Raw genomic sequence first — 19,453 nt, 5'->3', positions numbered from 1 at the left:
TCTAGAGTTTGCTTTGTCGCTCGACGAGGCCTTGCAGCTGCTGCAACGAGGCGATCTGCATATGGATGGGCAGCAGATGGCCTTCGCGCGCCAGGGCCTCCAGAGCGGCGCCGGGCAGGGCGGCCAGGCGCTCCTCGTGGATGGTGAAGAGGCCCGTCAGTCGACCCGGTTCGTCGCCCGGCCTCTCGATGTCGATGACGAAGGGCTCCAGCAGCTGGTGGCGGGTCAGCGCCTCGATGAAGGCCGGCAGGTGCTGGGCCTGGGCGTGCAGATGCTCCATCAGCTGAACGACATGGTCGAGGTGGTCGCTGAAGCCGCCATGGGGCATGAAGAGGGCGGTGCCGACCTCGCCCTCYTCGGGACGCACGATGCGCGGGCTGTCCATGTCGATGTGCAGCTGCAGCGTGTCGTCAGGAGCGCGGCCGATCATGAAGGGATCGCGCTGCAGGGCCATGGGCAGGATGGGCGCATCCCAGCCGGTGGCGGTCAGGTAGAGGTTCTGGTCTTCCTCGAGGCCGAGCAGGACCACAGGCTGAAAACCGGCATTGGCGGCATCACCCTCCACCAGCTGGAAGACGATGGGGTAGTGGGCCTGCAGATGGCGGAACTCGGCCGGCAGGGCCAGGGCCGACTGGCGGGCGTCGCCCAGGGCGGCGGAGCGCTGGGTGTGGATGCGCAGATGGCGGTGGTTGACGTTGTCGAGCAGGGTGGGGCGGGTCATGGCGTGGGGCCTGTGAAGACTTCAAGAATCGGTGCGAGAGGGTCTGCGCGGGTGCAGGGCTAGGCGACGCGCTGAAGCCCGGGCTGGTTGCCCGGGCCAGGCGCGCAACGACGCCATGCGCCCGCGCAGACCCTCTCCCGAAGGGTTGTCACGCAAAAACCCGCGCGCGGCGTTGCGAAGCCTCGCTGGGGATCTCCCCAGCTTCGACTTCGCGCCTTGCTCGCGGGCTTTTGCGTGGCAACGCATCCGATCCTTGTAGTCTTCATAGGCCCCTGTGGATGTGGTCGATCAGGCTGCGGTGGCCAGGCAGGCCGGGCACGAGGCGGCGGGCCTGGCGGGCGGCTTCATCGAAGGCGGCCTGGGCAGCCTGTAGTTTGGTGGCGGAGGGGGCCTGCACGTCAGGGCGGAAACCCATGCCGTAGAGCACGTATTGGTAACTGGCCGAGGGGAAGACCTCCTCGTTGCGGCCGAAATCGTGGCGGGCCGGCGCGCGCAGCCGCCATTGCGGCAGCAGTTCGCGCAGGCGCTCGGGCCAGGTGGCCGGGTCGCGGTGGGCGCGCCAGTAGTCGCTGTCGTCGCGGCTGCTGAGCGCGTAGTGCAGCTTCAGGAAGTCGATGACGCGGGCCCAGCGGTAGCTGAAATCGTCGTTGAAGCGGCGCGCGACGGCGTCCATCGACGCACGCGTCATCGGCAGCTCGTCGCACAGGCGCTGAGCCGACAGCTCGACCAGCGCCAGGGCCGAGGCCTCCAGCGGTTCGATGAAGCCCGAAGAGAGGCCGATGGCGACGCAGTTGCGCACCCAGAACTGCTCGCGATAGCCGGGATCGAAACGGATGGAGCGCGGTGTGGGGCGCTCGGCCGGCGCGCCGGTGGCATCGAGATAGGCGGTCAGCGCGGCGTGGGCCTCGTCGTCGCTGGCGTGTGCGCGCGAGTAGACGCAGCCGACGCCGCGGCGCGAGGGCAGGCCGATGTCCCAGATCCAGCCCTTGGCCCAGGCGGTTGCGATGGTGACCGAAGCGAGCGGTGCATCGGGTGTGACGTAGGGCACCTGGACGGGCAGGGCGGCGTCGTTGAAGAGCACATCGCGCTCGCTCTTCAGCGCGACGCCGAAGTGCTGGCCGATCAGGCGTGAGGCCAGGCCCGAGCAGTCGATGAAGAGGTCGGCCTTCAGTTCGCCGTGCTCACGGGTCTGCAGCGCGGCGATGTCGCCGTTCTCGTGCGACACGACGGCATCGACATGGTCGATGACATGGTGGACGCCGAGCTTGGCAATCGCATGTTCGCGCAGCAACTGGCCGAACAGGCCGGCGTCGAAGTGATAGGCGTAGTTGGCGACGGCGGCGAACTCGGGCGTCTGCACCTGCTTGGGTGCACGGCCGGCTTCGCAGACCTGCACGGAAGGGCTGACGACGTCGGCAAAGGGGCGTGGCTCCGGCTTGGTCAGCCAGGGCTGGACCAGGTCCACGTCGCCATAGCCGACGGGCAGCATGAAGGGGTGGTAGTAGCGGTCGCCTTGCGCGCCCGCAGCGCCGCGGGTCCAGCCGTCGAAGCGCGAGCCCTGCTTGAAGGAGACCTGGCAGCGGCGGATGAACTCCGGCTCGGACAGACCGATGCGGCGCAGCGTGTCGCGCATGGACGGCCAGGTGCCTTCGCCGACGCCGATGGTCGGGACGTCGCTGGATTCGATCAGCGTGATCCTGAGCTCGCGATGTTCAGCGGCCAGCAGGCCAGCCACCAGCCAGCCCGCCGAGCCACCGCCCAGCACCACCACTTCCCGCAGTCTTTCGTTCACGATCTGGTTCCCACAAACAAAAAGGGCCGCTCGCGCGGCCTCGCCAAACGGCGAACAAGGACGGCACCCCAGAGCGCGAGCGCCGCCGAACCAGACTTTGCCTCACAAGGAAGGGCCGGGGAGTCCCGACTTTCCTTGAGGGCCGGCCGCAGCCGACCCCCGAGGCGTTCTCTTAGAACTTGTAGCGTGCGCCGATCATGAAGCGACGGCCCAACTGCGTGACGGCACCCATCTGGTTCTCGTTGCGCATGTGCGTGCGGGTGTACTCGTCGGTCAGGTTGATGGCTTCGAACTGGAAGCGCAGGTGAGAGTTGAAGTTGTAGCCCAGGCTCAGGTCGAACTGACCGTAGGGCTCGACAAACAGCGGCTGGGCGCCTTCCGCTCCGGGGAAGTTGGCAGCCAGGAACTTGCCACGCCAGTTGTAGGCCAGGCGGGTCGTGAAGGTCTCGTTCTCGAAGAAGCCCACCAGGTTGCCGGAGTCGCCCATGCCGACCAGCACGTCGGTCTGCGCACCCCGCTTGTTGACGTCGTAGCTGAGGTCGGATTTCACCTTGGTGAAGTTGGCCGACACGCCGAAGCCGCTGTTGCCGAAGATGTGCTGGGCGTTCAGCTCGATCCCGTTGATTTTGCTCCTGCGCTGGTTGTTGACGAAGGTGCCGAGCCTGAAGATCAACAGCGGGTCATTGGGCTGGGCGGTGATGGTGCCGAGCGACGTGCCAGGCGCACCGGGGCTGACGCCGGGAGCGGTTGGGAAGTTCGCAAAGATGTACTTGCGGATGCACTCCGAATCYGCGCCGCAGCCACCAGCCGTCTGGGCCTGGTTGTACATCGCGCTTCCGACCGGTGTGTGCAGATTGAACAGGTTCTCTCTGGTTTCGTCCGCTTGGTTGTAGTCCTTGAGGGACTTGCGGAAGTAGCTCGCCGCGACGTAGCTGCTCTTGGCGTAATAGTGCTCGGCGGAGAAGTCGATGTTGCTCGACTTCAGCGGCCTCAGGTTGGGGTTGCCCACAGAACCTACACCACCATCGACGCGCGCCAGGGGATCCAGTCGCTGACCGCCCTGGATGGCGTTCCAGGCCGGGCGGCCGATGGTCTGGCCGTAGCTGACGCGCAGCTTGGTATCGGACGTCACGTCGGCGCTGAGGTCGATGGAAGGCAGGAAGTAGTCGTACTTGCCGCTACGCTCCGCGGAGCGCGTGCCACTGAAGCTGATGGGGATTTCGTTGTTGGCAACCCAGGCCACCGACACCGGGATCTTCTCTGTGGACGGTGAGCTGACCTTGGTGCGCTCGTAGCGAGCGCCGAGGGCGGCCTCCATCGGCACACCCCAATCCCAGGCCAGGTTGTACTGGCCGAAGACGGCTTGCGACTTTTCCGTCGTGCGGAAATCATCGCTCCAGTCGAACGAGGCCTTGAGCAGGGCATCCGAGCCCAGGTTTTTGATCGCTGCTGCGCGCAGGTCTTCGAAGTTGAAATAGAAGAACTGGTTGAACAGGCGCGAGTCGTTCGAGCCCGGAATGCGGCTGAAGTACTTGCTGATCGAATCGGCATGCCAGATGTCGTCCGGCATGCCAGCAGGGCCACCTGCGGCGCCACCGCCCCAGGTGTCGCGCTGCACGTTGGCGAACGCCGAGCGGTTCTTGACGTTGGTCAGCGACAGGCCGAAGTCCAGGCTGCTGTCGTCGTYGATCTTCCAGTTGCCCTTGGTCTGCAGCTGGTCGATCTGGTTCTTTTGGTAGCTGTTGCCGAACACCGAGCCTTGCAGTTCCTGCTTGGTCGGGTCCAGCGTCGCGCCGGCGATGCCCAGCACCGGGAACTTGTTGCTGAAGTCGACGAAGGTGTCGCCGCGGTTCAGCGACGCGGTGGCCAGCGTGACGCTGGTGCCGAGCGGATCGTTGGCACCCGAGGTGGCGGTGGAGTGGTGGGCGTCGACGTCGAAGCTCAGCGCGTCGGTGGCCTTCCACTTCAGGTTCAGGCCGATCTGCTGGTTCTTGTTCTTGGTCTGAATGCGCGAGGCACCCATGGCCAGGTCGGAGTTGGCCATGTGCTCGCCGTAGATGACGGGCGAAGAGGGCGAACCGGTCTGGAATTCGCCGAATTGACCACCGTAGTTGAACCAGGCGGAGATGTCGTTGCGGCGTTGGCGGAACTTCTGCTCCGACATGACGAAGTCCAGCGTGCCGACCAGATCCTTGGTGGGTTTGAACTGCATGACGAGCTGACCGTTCAGGCGCTCGCGGTGCACGCCGGTGAACGAGTAGTTCAGGTTTTGCGGCACGCTATAGATGGAGCCGACGGCCGGACGGTTCTTGATCTCGGTCGACGTCTTGGGCAGGCCGCCCCAGACGGCGTTGGAGCCGCTCCAGTCGTTGTCCTGGATGCCGTCGAAAGTCTTCCAGCCGCTGCTGACATTGGCCTGCGAATAGCCGGAGTCGCGCACCTGGTAGGTGCCCATCAGCGCGATGCCGAACATGCCGTCGTTCGTCTGCGTGCTGTAGATGCCGCTCAGTTCCGGCGTGGCGTTCTTGCCCTGCTCCTCGCCAGGCAGGCGGCGGGCAGACTGGTCACTCACCAGCTTCACACCGACCTGGGCGATGGTTTCCTTGATGTCCAAGGGGCGGGGGGTGCGGACGTTGATGGTCGCGCCCATGCCGCCGGTCGGGCTGCTGGCGCGGCTGGTCTTGTAGACCTCCAGGGCGGCGACGCCGTCGGACGCGAGGTTGGAGAAGTCGAAGGAGCGCGAACTCGGCGCGCTGCCGTCGACGCTGGCGCCTGGCATCTGGCGGCCGTTGAGCAGCACCAGGTTGAAGTCGGGGCCCATGCCGCGCACGGTGATGCGGGTGCCTTCGCCGTTGGCGCGATCGATGGACACGCCGCTGATGCGGCTCAGCGATTCAGCGAGGTTGGTGTCGGGGAACTTGCCGATGTCTTCAGCAACGATGCCATCCACCAGGCCAGACGAGGAGCGCTTCAGATTGACCGAGGTCTCCAGCGACTTGCGGATGCCGGTGACGATGACCGTTTCCAACTGCGTGGTGCTGGCCAACGCCTGGGGCACCGAGGTGGCTGGCGTGGGGCCGGCATTGGGGTTGCCCGGGCTTTGGGCCAGCGCAGCGGCGCCGGCAAACAGCAGGCCGCTGGCGGCAGCGAGGTTTGTGAGGCGAAGGGCAGGGCGAGGCTGTCTCATTCACTTGTCTCCAGAGTTATGAATCTTGTCGAGTGATGCTCGTTGACGAGCTGAAAGCGCTTTCAAGAATACGCGAATGGCAGCGCTTTCAACCTAGGCAACACCCTCGGTCTGCTGCGCGTGTGCAACGCGTGACGAGGGCCGCTGGCGGGCTACTCCGTACCGGCCCATGTGACCGCTCCCATAGGAGCGGTGCGCAAAACGGAGGGCGGACTAAGGGTAGTTCTGGGTTGAAAAGCGGTGACCTGGCGAACGCAATGAAAGCGCTTTCAGATAATGATGCGTCGCGTCGAAAGGATCGGCCACATGGTTTACCCGGGCCGAACAACAGTCGGCCCCTCGCTCAGTCTTGCGCCGCTGAACGCGGGCCAGCCTGATCGGTCTTGCAGACCGCGCCGCTGCAGTGCCGCAGCCCTTCGGCAGGCGCGACAAGTCCACCGGACTTGCCGTGTCCGGCCTCAGCCCCCGAGGGGACGGCGATGCTTGCGGCGTTGAGCCGCAAGCACATCGCACTACGCGGGCCGGCTCGGTGAACTGGAGTCGGACACAAACAGTCCTTGCGGACTGTTTGTGCCTACGGAAGGCCGCGGGCCTCTGGCCCGTGGCAGGCCCAGCGCTCGGCCGCAAATACGAATGCAGCTATCGCTGCATGCGTCTCGTGCTCTCGCGCACAACGAGTTCCGGCCGGGGCAGCTGCGCCTTGGGCTTGCCGCCGCGCAGCATCTCGAGCATGGCCGTCGCGGCCTCGACGCCGATCTCGTAGACCGACTGGCGCACCGTGGTCAGCGGCGGCATGGAGTAGCGCGCCATGATGAGGTCGTCGAAGCCGACGAGGGATACGTCGTCGGGCACGCGCAGGTTGCGCCGGTGCAGGCCCAGGCAGGCACCGATGGCCATCTGGTCGTTGGAGGCGAACAGCGCCGTGAAATGAGCATCGCGCTCCAGCAGCCGCGTGACCGACAGCATGCCACCGGCCTCGGTGTAGTCGCTCTGCACGATGAGGCCCTGGTCGACGGGGATGCCGGCCGCGGCGTGGGCGTCGAGATAGCCGTTCTGGCGCTCGACGGCGTCGTCGTGCATCAGGTCGCCAGCGATGAAGGCGATGCGGCGGTGGCCCTGGTCGATCAGGTGCTGGGTGGCCAGGCGGGCACCCTCGCGGTTGTCGAAGCTGAAGCTGAACAGCTGGGGGCCAGACAGCTGGCGGCCGACGACGACGACGGGCAGGCTGTCGGAGACCTTGGTGAGCTCGGCGTCCGCGATGCGGCCGGCCAGCACGATGACGCCGTCGACGCGGCGCGACAGCAGGGTCTCGATGGCCTTGCGCTCGTCGTCCTCGTGCCAGTTGCCGGACACGAACAGGGGCACATAGCCGGCGCGCTCGAGCTCGCGCTCGATGCCGAGCAGGGCTTCGCCGTAGAACGGGCTGGAAATGATCTGGGTGACGACGCCGACCGACAGCGTGCGCCCACCCGCCAGGCCGCGGGCCACCGGGTTGGGCCGGAAGCCCAGTTCCTGGATGGCGGCCTGCACCGAATCCTTCTTGGCCTGGCTGACGGCAGCGGTGCCATTCAGGATGCGCGACACCGTGCTCGGCGACACGCCGGCCAGCTCAGCGACCTGTTCCAGCGTGACGACGCCGTCCGGTCGGCTTGAAGGCGCTTTCTTGGCGGGGGTCTTGGCGTTCATCGGCGGTGGAAGGGCGAGGCGGTGAGTGTAGGCGCGGCCGTAACCCGGCCCTGGCTGTCGAGCACAGGGCGGGTCAAGCGGGAGTGCCGTGACAAAAAGGGCCGCTGACGCGGCCCTGGGTCACAAGCGCTGGCGCGCTCAGAGCTTGGTGAACTTGATCCAGTTCAGGTTCCAACCCCCTTGAGCCGCGAACACGCCGACGTTGTAGGTGCCGGCATTGATGTTCACGGTGTGCGAGATGGTGGTCCAGTTCTGCCAGCCGCCCGTGTTGGGCACGCCGAGCTGGCCGAGCTGGATGCTGCCGGCGTTGAGATCCAGCGACAGGGTGCCGCCTACGGCTCCGGCCACGCGGTACTCGACGCGGTAGCTGCCGCTGCTGGGGAAGGTGACGCTGTTGTAGGCCATCCAGTCGCCGTTATCGATGTAGCCGACGTTCTGGCCGCCCTCCGTGCAGGCCTCGGTCTGCACGCCGGCCATGGCGCTGTAGGCCTCGGCTTCGATCTGGCGCGACCAGGCCGCGGTGACCTTGGAGACCACGGCCGAGGTGGCTCGGTCGTTGAAGCCCTGGTCCACCAGGCAGCCGGTGTCGGCGGTGCGCGTCACGCTGGCGCCGGTGAAGTTGTCGCCGTCGAACAGCTGCACCTGATAGCCCGCATTCACGCGCAGCGACGACAGGTCGTTGTCCCGCACGCCGCGGGCCTGCAGCTGGGCCAGCGTGTAGCTGCCCTCAGGCAGGGCGGCTGCGTAGCCGGCGTAGTTGCAGTCCTGGTAGACCGTGGCCACGCCGCCGGCGGCCGGGGCGTAGACGCGCACATAGTCCACATACATCTTGGCGGGCAGGGCGGCGGTGTTGACGTTGAAGCCCGGCCAGTTGCCGCCGATGGCGAAGTTCAGCAGCAGGAAGAAGTCCTTCTGGAATTCGTCGGTGCCGTTGACGCCGCCCGCGATATTGGCCTCGTGGTACTTGGTGCCGTCGACATACCAGCGGATGGCGTTGGCGTCCCATTCCACGGCGTAGACGTGCCAGTCGGTCACGGTGGTGCCGATGTTGCCGCCGTACTGGGCGTACTGGCCGTTGTTGTCCTGCCAGTGGATGGTGCCGTAGACCTTCTGCTCGTCGTTGACGTGCTCCATGATGTCGATCTCGCCGGAGGCCGGCCAGCCGACTTGGGGCAGGTTGGCGCCCAGCATCCAGAACGCCGGCCAGGCGCCCAGGAAGGCGGGCAGCTTCATGCGCGCTTCGATGCGGCCGAACTTGAAGGTCTTGAGCCCCTGCGTCTTCATGCGCGCCGAGGTGTAGGCCGCGCCGCCGAAGCTCTCGCGCTTGGCCGTGATGACCAGGGCGTTGTTCTCGATGGTGGCGTTCTCGCGGCGGTAGTACTGCAACTCGTTGTTGCCCCAGCCGCCGGCGCCGGTCTCGAAGACCCAGTTCGGGCCGATGCTGCCATTGAACTCGTCACTCCAGACGAGCTGCCACTGGGCGTGGGCCAGGCTGCTGGCCGCAGCCAGCAAGGCCGCGGCAATGAATCTCAACGATCTCATGTTGTCTCCTGTGGGTGGGGGAAAGTGCTCCGAGTGCGTTGCTCAGAGCTTGGTGAACTTGATCCAGTTCAGATTCCAGCCGCCGGCCGGCGCGAAGACGCCGACGGCATAAGTCCCTGCATTGATCGTCACGGTGTGGGACACCGTGGTCCAGGTCTGCCAGCCGCCGGTTGCGGGGACGTTCACCTGGCCCAACTGGATGCTGCCGCCGTTGAGGTCCAGCGACAGCCTGGCGCCGCTGACGCTGGCAACGCGGTACTCGACGCGGTAGTTGCCACTGGTGGGAAAGGCGACGTTGGCATAGGCCATCCAGTCGTTCGCGTCGATCCAGCCGACGTTCTGACCGCCTTCACTGCAGGCCTCGGTCTGCACGCCGCTCTGGTTGCTGAAGTTCTCGGCCTCGATCTGCCGCGACCATGCCGCGGTCGTCCTGGACACGATGAGCGAGCTGGCGCGGTCGTTGAAGGCCTGGTCGACCAGGCAGCCGGTGTCGCCAGTGCGGGTCACGCTGGCGCCGCTGAAGTTGTCGCCGTCGAACAGCTGCACCTGGTAGCCGGCGTTCACGCGCAGCGACGACAGGTCGTTGTCGCGCACGCCGCGCGACTGCAGTTGGCTCAACGTGTAGCTGCCCTCGGGCAGCGGCGCCGAGTAGCCGGCGTAGTTGCAGTCCTGGTAGACCGTGGCCACGCCGGTGGGTGGCGGGGTGGTGCCGATCTCGGCGCGCACGGCCGCCAGCAGGTTGTTGGCGCCAGTGCCGTCCTGCGACAGCTCCCAGATCATGACGCCCGCGCCCTGCTGCAGCGCCAGCCGCGTCTTGGCCTTGATCGTCGGGATGCCGTTGTAGGTGATGTAGGCGCAGCTGGCGCAGGCCGTGCCGATCAGGTCGGTCTGCGCCGCGGCGGCGCCGAACTGGTTGACGATGTCCGAGAAGGCGTAGTTGGCGGCATAGCCGTTGAAGCCGTAGCCGTAGAAGGGCAGGCCCAGCACCAGCTTGCTCTTGGGCAGGCCGCGCGCCTGCCAGGTGGCGATGTGGTTCTGCGCCATCGCATAGGTCGAGTGCTCGGTGCCCACCGTTCCCCAGCCCGGGCCTACCGCGTCGTAGGCCATCAGCGTGACGAAGTCGAAGGAGGCCAGCGACGACACCGGCACCATGCCGCCCTCGTAGGTGGCGGTGGCCGCGGTAACGAGCTTGCCGGGCAGGGTGGCGCGCAGGGCCTGGATGAAGGGCGTGTAGTTGCCGGCGTTGTCGATAGCCGTCAGCAGCGCGCCTTCGATGTCGACGTCCACGCCGTCCAGGCCGAAGCTGTTGACGAACTGCGCCAGGTTGTTGACCACCGTGGTGCGGCTGCCGGGTTGCAGCAGGGTCTGCCAGTTGCCGGCGCAGCTCGGGATGACGCCCCCGGCCAGCGACACCAGCACCTTGGCGCCGGCGGCATGGGCCTTCTGCACCACATAGCTGATGTCGGCGCCGGTGGCCGCTTCCATGCAGGCGGGGTTGCCGCCGTTCAGGAAGCTACCGCCCGGCGCCGGGTTGGCGAAGGCGAGGTTGATGTGGGTGAGCTTGGCCAGGTCCGTGCGGTCGGCGACGGCGCGCAGGCCCTTGTATGACGGGATGTAGCCGACGACCTTGGTCTGGGCAAAGGCGGTGCCGGCCAGCCCGAGCAGGACCAGTGCGGCGAGGGGGTGAAGCAGTCTCATTGGAAATCTCCAGGTTTGAGGTGCTCTCCGCCGTTTACCGCGTGGACTGAAAGCGCTTTCAAGCGTAAGCGGACGGGCACCTTGGCGGCAACACCTGACGTGTGCCAGAACTCAGGGACGGGAGGACCCGAGGGTGGGTTTGCCCCTCGTCCAGTCGCGACGCGCTGAACGCGGTCGCGTCTGGCCGGTCCCCCGAGGGGACGGCGATGCTTGCGGCATCGAGCCGCAAGCACATCGCCATAGGCGGGCCGGCTAGGGAGCGGCCCGGCGCTCGGCCCGCAGAACGCCGGGTGTCAATCCATCAAGGCAAGGCGTTCAGGGCATTCCGCACGCCGTTGGAGAACGACTGCCCATCCTTCTTGTCCCAGTTGATGGACCAGGTCATGACGCCACGCAGACTCGGGTAGGCCACCGGCGGCTTGATGGCGCCGCATTGCGTCAGCTTGGTCAGGCAGTTCAGCGCCGCCGTGATGGTGGCGACGCTGGCCAGGCCTGAGTTGGCCGACGACGGGCCCGAGGGCAGGCCGAAGGCGACCTGGTCGGGCCGGATGCCGCGGAAGACATAGGACCCCGTGCCGTTGTTGGTCGTGAAGCCCTCGATCAGCATGCGGCTGGCAGCCACCAGCATGTCCTCGCTGCCCTCGGCCAGGCCTTGCGTGGAGTAGGGCGTGTAGACGGCACCGTTGTTGTAGTACTGGACATGCAGCACCGACAGCTCGTCGCGCAGGCCGTCGATGATGGGCAGGTAGGCGCCCCAGATGCCGCTGCTGGCAACAAACCCGCCCTGCACATACGGGTGCTCCGGCGCCATCGACAGATAGAAGCTGCTGCCGATGCGGGCCTTGAGCTGCTTGACTGCGGTGACCAGATTGGTCTGCACCGCCGCCCCCCAGGACACGCCGGCACCGCTTTCCAGGTCGATGTCGATGCCGTCGAAGCCGTATTTGCGCAGGATGGCTTCGACGCTGTTGACGAAGTTCGTCACCTGGGTCGCGTTGTTCAGCGTGACGGTGCCGTTCTGGCCGCCGAAGGACAGCACCACCTTCTTGCCCTTGGTGTGGGCGGCGGCGATGTCGGCGATGAAGCGCGCCTCACCGCCGGAGCCACCGTCCAGGTTGAAGGTGATGCTGCCGTTGCCGCCGTCGTCGGCGAAGGCCACGACGATGACGTCATAGGCCGCAGGCACATCGCTGATCGGGAAGGTCGGGCCGGACGGGTTGGTGAAGTTGTGCCAGTAGCCGATCAGCTGGTGCTTGCCAGCGGGCGCGGGGGCCGGGCTGGGTGATGGAGCAGGCGAGGGGGCGGGTGTTGGCGCCGGCGTGGGGGCCGGAGTGGGCGCAGGCGTGGGGGCTGGCGATGGTGCGGGGCTCGGCGCGGGGCTGGGGGCGCCGCCGCAGACGCCCTGCGAGGTCCAGGGCTGGCCGCTGCCCACCGGGCCGTTGTTGGTGGCCGGGTCGTTGCCCTGGGTCCACCAGTTGGCCTTGTAGTTGGTCGTGCCCTTGCTGGCGATGGCGCCGCCGTTGTAGGCGGTGGAGGCCACCCAGACCGGCGCGCAGTTGCCGCTCGGCGCGGGTGCCGGGCTGGGGGCGGGCGAGGGGGCCGGTGTGGGCGCGGGTGTCGGTGCAGGCGTCGGAGCGGGAGTAGGTGCCGGTGTCGGCGCGGGTGCCGGGCCGGAAGCGGCACCGAGATCCGTCCACAGCGAGGCGTTGGTCGGGTTCCAGCCGGTCGACGCGTAGTCGGTCTGGTTGACCAGGGCGCGGTAGTTGTGGCCGTTGTAGCTGACGAGGGTGCCGGCCGTGTAGTAGGTGTCGGCCTTCCAGGCCGGGTAGGTTTGAGCGAAAGCGGGCACGCTGAAGGCCAGCGCACCGGCGAGCAGCCATGGCGTGGCCGCGCGCGGCAGGGGTGGGCGCGAGATCATGGGTATCTCCGAGGTGGGGATGGAAGAACGGAAGAGGCCGCCGCCCGGCAGGCCGGAGCGGCGGCGATTCAGCTCAGGCCGAGCTGCTTACTTCCAGGGCGCGTTCTGCAGCGCCGGGTCGTCGACCAGGTTGAGCAGGCCGGCGGCCTTCTTGCCGATGGAACCCGGCGAGGCCAGCGCCGCGCTGCCGCAGCTGCCGCTCGCCGTCTTCAGGGCCTGCCACAGCATGGCGCCGTCACGCGGGTTCTTGTTGGCCAGCGTGCTGGTCGTCACCGCGTTCAGATAGCGCTCCACCGAATAGGCCTGGTTGATGTTGACGCCATAGCTGTTCTGCAGGATGACGGAGCCCGTGCACTGCGCGTCGGCGTTGTTCACCACCAGATTCGCGCCGCTCCAGCCTTCCGGCGACGTCTCGAAGCCGATGGACACGATGGTGCTGGCCGGGAAGAGCTGGCGGTAGGACTTCCATGCCGTCACACCGTCGAAGTGCTCGAAGCGCGCGTCGTAGGTCATGATGTTGACGATGTTGAACGCCGTCTTCAGCGCCGGGTAGGCGTTGACGAGCAGGCGCTCGCCGCCGGCCTTGCCACCCCAGTAGCTGGTGCCCACGCCATTGCACTGCGGGTCGCTGCCCGTGGAAGCAGTGCAGTCCGAGCCGGACGACCAGGCGGCCACCGTCAGGATGCGTCCGCCGCCGGCCAGATCCACCGCCTTGCGCATGGCCTTCACGGCGCCGGCGTAAGCGTCCGTCGTGATGCCGTCGACTTCGTAGTCCACGTCCAGGCCGTCGAAGCCGACGTCCTTCATCAGGTTGGACAGGGCCGTGATGGTCGGGCCGCTGCCGGCGTGGCCTTCAGCGGACAGCGTGCCCCAGCTGTTGTAGGTGGCGCCACCCACGGCCAGGATGACCTTCATGTTGCGGGCATGCAGCACGTCGATGGCGGCCTTGATGTCCGACGGCCGGCCGTTGAAGTTGATGCCGGTGCCCGACCAGTTGTTGGCCGCCATGCCGCCCCACGAGAAGTTGGGCTGGGCAAAGGCCGCCACCACATGGGTGTAGTTGGCCGGGATGCGCGCGAAGTTGCTGGCCACGAAGACCTGGTTCATCGTCATGCCGGTGGCATCGAACCAGTTGTCGCTCCAGCTCGGGTAGTAGACGGTGTAGGCGCGGCCGTTCTGGTTGGCGGACTTGGCGTTCGGGTCGCTCAGGCCCGGCGCCGGTGCAGGCGAGGGGGCCGGGCTGGGCGAAGGAGAGGGCGACGGTGACGGCGACGGGCTCGGGCTGGGGGACGGGCTCGGGCTGGGCGCGGGGCCGGTCGTGCAGGCGCCTTGCGAGGTCCAGGGCTGGCCGCTGCCGACCGGGCCGTTGTTGGTGGCCGGGTCATTGCCCTGGGTCCACCAGTTGGCCTTGTAGTTGGTCGTGCCCTTGCTGGCGATGGCACCGCCGCTGTAGGCGGTGGCGGCGGCCCAGACCGGCGCGCAGGTGCCGGTGGGTGCGGGCGCGGGGCTGGGGGCGGGCGACGGGGCCGGCGTGGGAGCGGGCGTTGGCGCCGGTGTGGGGGCAGGGGTCGGAGCCGGCGAGGGCGCCGGGCCGGACGCGGGGCCGAGGTCGGTCCACAGTGAGGCGTTGGTCGGGTTCCAGCCGGTGGAAGAGTAGTCGGTCTGGTTGACCAGGGCGCGGTAGTTGTGGCCCTGATAGGTCACGACGGTGCCGGCCGTGTAGTAGACGTCGGGGGCCCAGGCGGGATAGGTCTGGGCCAGGGCCACGGTGGCGCTGGCGCCGAGTGCGAAGGCGGTGGCGGTGATGGCGGCAAGGCGACGCAGTTGGTGCATCGGGATGCCGGTAGAGGGCTGTTTCATGGGAGACGTCCTGTACGTGCAAGAGCTCGTTGAAAAGGAGAGTCCCAACGGGGGCTCTCCGGCGGCTGGCCTGCCTCTCCGTGCAGGCTCTTTGGAGCTGGTTCTAACTGGTATGCATCCAGTTTGTGACTGCTACCACCTCTTGAATACCACTTTGCCACCAGTGCACCAAGAGTCACCGGTGGAAACCCGGGGTTCGGGTGACAAAACGTTGCTGTCACGGGTTTCTAGGGAGGGTGAGCCTTCGTCTGGAGTTGCCCTAGGGTTTGTGCTGCTGGGGGCCAAGCCGGCATGAAGCACAATCTTGAAAGCGCTTTCAAACCCATGTCCGACACCCATTCCCTCCCTCGCCGCCACCTGCTTGCTGCCGCTCTCGGCGGCGCTGCGGGCCTGGCTCGCGCCAAGGAGCAGCCGTCACCGCTGACGGTGGCCGCCTTCCCGCTGGTCGATGTCATCGCCAAGGACGTGCTCAAGGGCTGGAACCAGCGCCATCCCGAGATCCGCACCGAGGTCATCAGTCGCCAGTACGACGACCACCACACGGCGATGACGACAGCGCTATCGACCTCGGGCCACCTGCCCGACGTCATCGCGCTGGAGACGAGCTACCTCGGCCGCTTCTCGCTTGGCTCGGGCCTGGACGACCTGTCCGCCCCGGCTTTCGGCGCCGAGCGCTTCAAGGACCGCTTCGTGTCCTTCGCCATCGAGACGGCGCGCAACCGCCAGGGCGCCATCGTCGCGCTGCCGACCGACATCGGCCCCGGCTCGCTGTTCTATCGCACCGACCTGCTGGCCCAGGCCGGGCTGAAGGAAGCCGACCTGACACAGTCCTGGGAGGGCTATGTCGACGCCGGCGCCCAGCTCAAGGCCAAGACCGGCGCCTACCTGATCGGCGATGTGCGCCTCTTGAAGGACATCATCGTGCGCGGTGGCACGCCGCCGGGCGAGGGTCAGTTCTTCGACAACCAGGGCCGGCCGCAGATCACGTCGCCGCGCTTCGTGCGCGCCTTCGAGCTGGCCCAGAAGGTGAGACGCCAGAAGCTGGATGCGCGCGTCGAGGTCTGGTTCAACGACTGGGCCGAGATGCTCAAGCGCGGCCGCCTGGCCACCGAGCTGTCCGGCGGCTGGATGGCCGGCCAGATGGCCAATTGGGTGGCTCCGCAGACGGCCGGCAAATGGCGCATCGCGCAGCTGCCCGAGAACACCTTCTGCTCCTATGGCGGCACCTACTACGCCATCCCGCGCCGCTCGGCGCCTGAGCGCAAGCAGCTCGCCTGGCAGCTCATCCAGGAGCTGACGCTGGACCGCGCCCGCCAGCTTGAGGCCTTCAAGTCCCAGGACGCCTTTCCGGCCTTGCTTGACGCGCAGCAGGACGCCTTCTTCGACCAACCCGTGCCCTTCCTCGGTGGCCAGCATGCCCGCGTGCTGTGGCGCGAGGCGGCGCGGCGCATCCCCGTCGTCAAGATGCACAAGCAGCACAAGTTCGCCGACGAGGTCATCAACGCCGAGCTCGACAACGTGCTCGAGTACGGCAAGCCCATCCCCAAGGCCCTGGAAGACGCCCAGGCCCTGCTGGTCCACCGAGCGAACCGCTGATGAAGTTCCGCATTCCGGCTTCCTGGGCGCCCTATCTGCTGGTCAGCCCCTTCCTGATCCTGTTCGCCGTCTTCGGCCTGTTCCCGCTGCTGTTCTCGGCCTGGCTGGCCTTCCAGTCCTGGGAGCCGACGAGCGGCATCGATTCGATGCGCTTCGTCGGCCTCGACAACTTCATCTTCGCGCTGACCGACGGCTGGTTCTGGAAGGCGCTGCGCAACACGCTGTGGCTGGCCTTCGCATCGGGCGCGCCACAGCACCTCGTGGCGCTGCCGCTGGCCGTCTTCCTGCACCAGGCCTTCGGCCGCTGGCGCGGCCTGTTCTCGGGTGCTTATTTCCTGCCCTACATCACGTCCACGGTCGCCATCGCGATGCTGTTCGGCTCRCTGTTCTCGACCGACTACGGCCTCGTCAACCAGGCCCTGGAAGCGCTGTTCGGCATGGAGCACATCAACTGGATGCGTTCGCCCGACGCCGTCAAGCCGGCCGTGGCCATCATCGTGTTCTGGCGCTATGTGGGCTTCAACGTGGTGCTGTATCTGGCCGCGCTGCAGACCATCCCCCACGACCTCTACCAGGCCGCCAAGCTCGATGGCGCCAATGCCTGGCAGCAGTTCTGGCGCATCACCCTGCCCAGCCTCAAACCGATGATCCTGTTCGGCGTCACGCTGTCCCTCATCGGTGGCCTGCAGCTGTTCGAGGAGCCCTTCATCCTGACCAACGGCAAGGGCGGCGCCGACCAGCAGGCCATGACGGTGGCCATGTACCTCTACCGCGAGGCCTTTGACTTCAGCGATTTCGGCGGCGCCAGTGCGCTGGCCTGGATCATGTTCGGCGTCATCGCGCTGCTGACCTGGCTGACCAACAAGGCCTTCGCGGATCGGAGGGCCGCGGTATGAAGACCTTGCCCAAATACGCGGCCTACGCCGTCGTCGGCGTCGGCGCGTTGATCATGCTGGCGCCGTTCTATTTCATGTTCGTGTTCGCAACCCAGTCGCGCACCGACATCTTCAACGTGCCGCCGCCGCTGTTCTTCAGCACCGAGCTGCTCAACAACATCGCGGTGCTGACGACGCGGCTGCCGTTCTGGAAGAACGTCGGCTGGAGCCTCTACGTCGGCCTGATGTCCACGGCGCTGACGCTGCTGTTCTGCTCCATGGCCGGCTATGCCTTCGCGATGCTGGAGTTCCGCTTCAAGAAGGCGCTGTTCGCCCTCGTCATGGGGACCATGATGGTGCCGGCCTTCATGAACATGATCCCGACCTTCATGGTCATGGACACCCTGGGCTGGATAGACACGCACCGGGCGCTGTACATCCCTGGCGCGGCCAGCGCCTTCGGCATCTTCCTGATGCGCCAGTTCGCCGCCTCCACGGTGCCGCAGGAGCTGCTCAACGCCGCCCGCATCGACGGCGCCAGCGAGCTCGGCATCTATTGGCGCATCGCGCTGCCGCTGATGAAACCGGCGCTGGGCACCCTCGGCCTCATCACCTTCATCAGTTCATGGAACAACTTCATGAACCCGCTGATCGTCATGCGCACGGCCGAGAACTACACGCTGCCGCTGGCTCTGCGCAGCCTCTTCAGCACCACCAGCACCGAATGGGGCGCGCTGATGGCCGGCTCGGCCATCGCGACCCTGCCCCTGCTCGTCCTCTTCGTCATCTCGTCGCGCCAGCTCATCGCGGGCCTGACCGCCGGCGCCGTCAAGTAAAGCATGGGTGCCTACGAACACTACGAGGGTCGGATGCGTTGCCACTCAAAAGCCCGCGAGCAAGGCGCGAAGTCGAAGCTGGGGTCATCTCCAGCGAGGCTTCGCAACGCCGCGCGCGGGCTTTTGAGTGACAACCCTTCGGGAGAGGGTCTGCGCGGGCGCATGGCGTCGTTGCGCGCCTGGCCTGGGCATGAGCCCAGGCGGCGTCGTGCGCCTAGCCCTGCACCCGCGCAGACCCTCTCGCACCGATCCTCGTAGTGTTCGTAGGCACCTAATGTCCCAAGCTCCCCTGCACCGTCAGTTCCCGCCCAACTTCGTCTGGGGCGTGGCCACCAGCAGCTTCCAGATCGAGGGCGCCGCCCATGTGGACGGCAAGGGCGAGTCCATCTGGGACCGCTTCTGCAAGCAGCCCGGCGCGATTGCCGATGGCAGCAATGGCGAAGTGGCATGCGACCACTTCAACCGCCTTGATGAAGACCTCGATCTCATCGCATCGCTGGGCGTCAACTGCTACCGCTTCTCCATCGCCTGGCCGCGTGTGCAGGCCAATGGCTACGGCGAGTTCAACCCCAAGGGCCTGGACTTCTACGAACGCCTCGTCGACGGCCTCAAGAAGCGTGGCATCCAGGCCTTCGCGACGCTGAACCACTGGGACCTGCCCCAGGGCCTGCAGGACCGCGGCGGCTGGAACGACCGCGACACCGTGCACCGCTTCGTCGACTATGCCCGCCATGTGCAGGCCCGCCTCGGCGACCGCGTCGACGGCATCACGACGCACAACGAACCCTGGGTCGTCGCCGTGCTCGGCAATGAGCAGGGCAATTTCGCGCCCGGCATCAAGAGCAGGAAGATCGCGACCCAGGTCTGCCACCACCTGCTGCTCAGCCACGGCCTGGCCCTGCAGGCTCTGCGCGCCGATGGCGCCAGGAGCCAGCTCGGCATCGTGCTCAACCTGTCGTCCTGCGTGCCGGCCACGGCCATGCCCGAGGACATCGCCGCCGCGGCCATGGCCGACGCCCGCGGCCGCCGCTGGTATGCCGACCCGCTGTTCAAGGGCAGCTATCCCGAAGAGGTGATGGCCGAGCTCGGCGCCGACGCGCCCGTCGTGCATGCCGGCGACATGGCCGCGATCGCCCAGCCGATGGACTACCTCGGCGTCAATTACTACACCCGCACCGTCGTGTCGGCCAGCGGCGCGGACTGGAAGCCCGAGGAGCGCGGCCTGCCGGTGTCCGACATGGGCTGGGAGATCTACGCCCAGGGCCTGGACGACCTGCTGTGCCTGCTGCACCGCGACTACCCGGGCCTGCCGCCCGTCTACGTGACCGAGAACGGCGGCGCCTTCAAGGACCAGACCGTGGTGGGCGGCCGTGTGCAGGACGACGACCGCATCGCCTATCTGCGCGACCACATCGCGGCCGTGGCCAGGGCCATGCAGCAGGGCGTGCCCATGGCCGGCTACATGGTCTGGAGCCTGATGGACAACTTCGAATGGTCCAGCGGCTATCTGAAGCGCTTCGGCATCGTGCATGTCGACTACGAGACGCAGGCCCGCACGCCCAAGGCCAGCGCCGAGTGGTACCGCAGCTTCCTGCGCGACTGGCGCGGCTGATCGCATCCTCATAAAAACACCAGGAGACAAGACATGCAAAACATCAACCCCGCCCCCAGCCCCTGGCGCCGTGCGCTGCCCGCCATCGCCGCCGTGCTGACCGCCTGCGGCGGCGGCGGTGGCTCGGCCA

12 protein-coding genes are annotated in these 19,453 nt (G+C 67.0%); 4 read left to right on the top strand and 8 right to left on the bottom strand.

From position 1 onward, the window contains the following. Position 1: 1 nt before the first annotated feature. The 8 genes from AC1DW3_RS27475 to AC1DW3_RS27440 all read right to left on the bottom strand — a co-directional run bounded on the left by AC1DW3_RS27475 (position 2) and on the right by AC1DW3_RS27440 (position 14,404). The gene (locus AC1DW3_RS27475; RefSeq protein WP_477936903.1) at positions 2–721 is read right to left on the bottom strand and encodes a SapC family protein; all 720 of its coding nucleotides are present in this window, start codon (positions 719–721) and stop codon (positions 2–4) included. A 262-nt stretch (positions 722–983) separates the two neighbouring features. Next, a complete protein-coding gene (locus AC1DW3_RS27470) occupies positions 984–2,513 on the bottom strand; it encodes a tryptophan halogenase family protein (protein WP_477936901.1) in 1,530 nt (509 codons plus the stop codon). A gap of 172 nt (positions 2,514–2,685) precedes the next feature. Further along, positions 2,686–5,700, bottom strand: coding sequence for a TonB-dependent receptor (locus AC1DW3_RS27465; RefSeq protein ID WP_477936900.1), 3,015 nt, complete (start codon positions 5,698–5,700; stop codon positions 2,686–2,688). Positions 5,701–6,339: 639 nt separating this feature from the next. After that, positions 6,340–7,386, bottom strand: coding sequence for a LacI family DNA-binding transcriptional regulator (locus tag AC1DW3_RS27460; RefSeq protein ID WP_477936898.1), 1,047 nt, complete (start codon positions 7,384–7,386; stop codon positions 6,340–6,342). Positions 7,387–7,524: 138 nt separating this feature from the next. Further along, positions 7,525–8,928, bottom strand: a complete 1,404-nt coding sequence (locus AC1DW3_RS27455; protein WP_477936896.1) for a carbohydrate-binding protein — start codon at positions 8,926–8,928, stop codon at positions 7,525–7,527. A gap of 42 nt (positions 8,929–8,970) precedes the next feature. Then, the gene (locus AC1DW3_RS27450; RefSeq protein ID WP_477936894.1) at positions 8,971–10,626 is read right to left on the bottom strand and encodes a carbohydrate-binding protein; all 1,656 of its coding nucleotides are present in this window, start codon (positions 10,624–10,626) and stop codon (positions 8,971–8,973) included. A gap of 301 nt (positions 10,627–10,927) precedes the next feature. Then, positions 10,928–12,544 carry a chitinase gene (locus tag AC1DW3_RS27445; protein WP_477936892.1) on the bottom strand — a complete coding sequence of 539 codons (1,617 nt, stop codon included), beginning with the start codon at positions 12,542–12,544 and terminating at the stop codon, positions 10,928–10,930. A gap of 87 nt (positions 12,545–12,631) precedes the next feature. Continuing rightward, on the bottom strand, positions 12,632–14,404 hold the full coding sequence (locus AC1DW3_RS27440; protein WP_477936890.1) for a glycosyl hydrolase family 18 protein: 1,773 nt from the start codon (positions 14,402–14,404) through the stop codon (positions 12,632–12,634). 324 nt (positions 14,405–14,728) lie between these two features. Here AC1DW3_RS27440 and AC1DW3_RS27435 point away from each other — a divergent pair, with 324 nt between their 5' ends. The 4 genes from AC1DW3_RS27435 to AC1DW3_RS27420 all read left to right on the top strand — a co-directional run bounded on the left by AC1DW3_RS27435 (position 14,729) and on the right by AC1DW3_RS27420 (position 19,323). Then, complete coding sequence (locus AC1DW3_RS27435; RefSeq protein ID WP_477936889.1) at positions 14,729–16,000, top strand: ABC transporter substrate-binding protein; 1,272 nt, start codon at positions 14,729–14,731, stop codon at positions 15,998–16,000. Beyond that, positions 16,000–16,896, top strand: coding sequence for a carbohydrate ABC transporter permease (locus AC1DW3_RS27430; protein ID WP_477936887.1), 897 nt, complete (start codon positions 16,000–16,002; stop codon positions 16,894–16,896). The genes AC1DW3_RS27435 and AC1DW3_RS27430 overlap by 1 nt, the downstream gene beginning before the upstream one ends. Continuing rightward, positions 16,893–17,711 carry a carbohydrate ABC transporter permease gene (locus AC1DW3_RS27425; protein WP_477936885.1) on the top strand — a complete coding sequence of 273 codons (819 nt, stop codon included), beginning with the start codon at positions 16,893–16,895 and terminating at the stop codon, positions 17,709–17,711. Before AC1DW3_RS27430 ends, AC1DW3_RS27425 begins: the two co-directional genes overlap by 4 nt. 274 nt (positions 17,712–17,985) lie before the next feature. After that, positions 17,986–19,323 (top strand): GH1 family beta-glucosidase, encoded by a 1,338-nt coding sequence (locus AC1DW3_RS27420; protein WP_477936883.1) that lies wholly within the window; start codon positions 17,986–17,988, stop codon positions 19,321–19,323. Positions 19,324–19,453 lie beyond the last annotated feature (130 nt).

Source organism: Roseateles sp. P2_H4 (genome assembly GCF_056403315.1).
The sequence above is the reverse complement of the archived record's forward strand: the minus strand, read 5'-3'. Positions and strand labels throughout refer to the sequence as shown.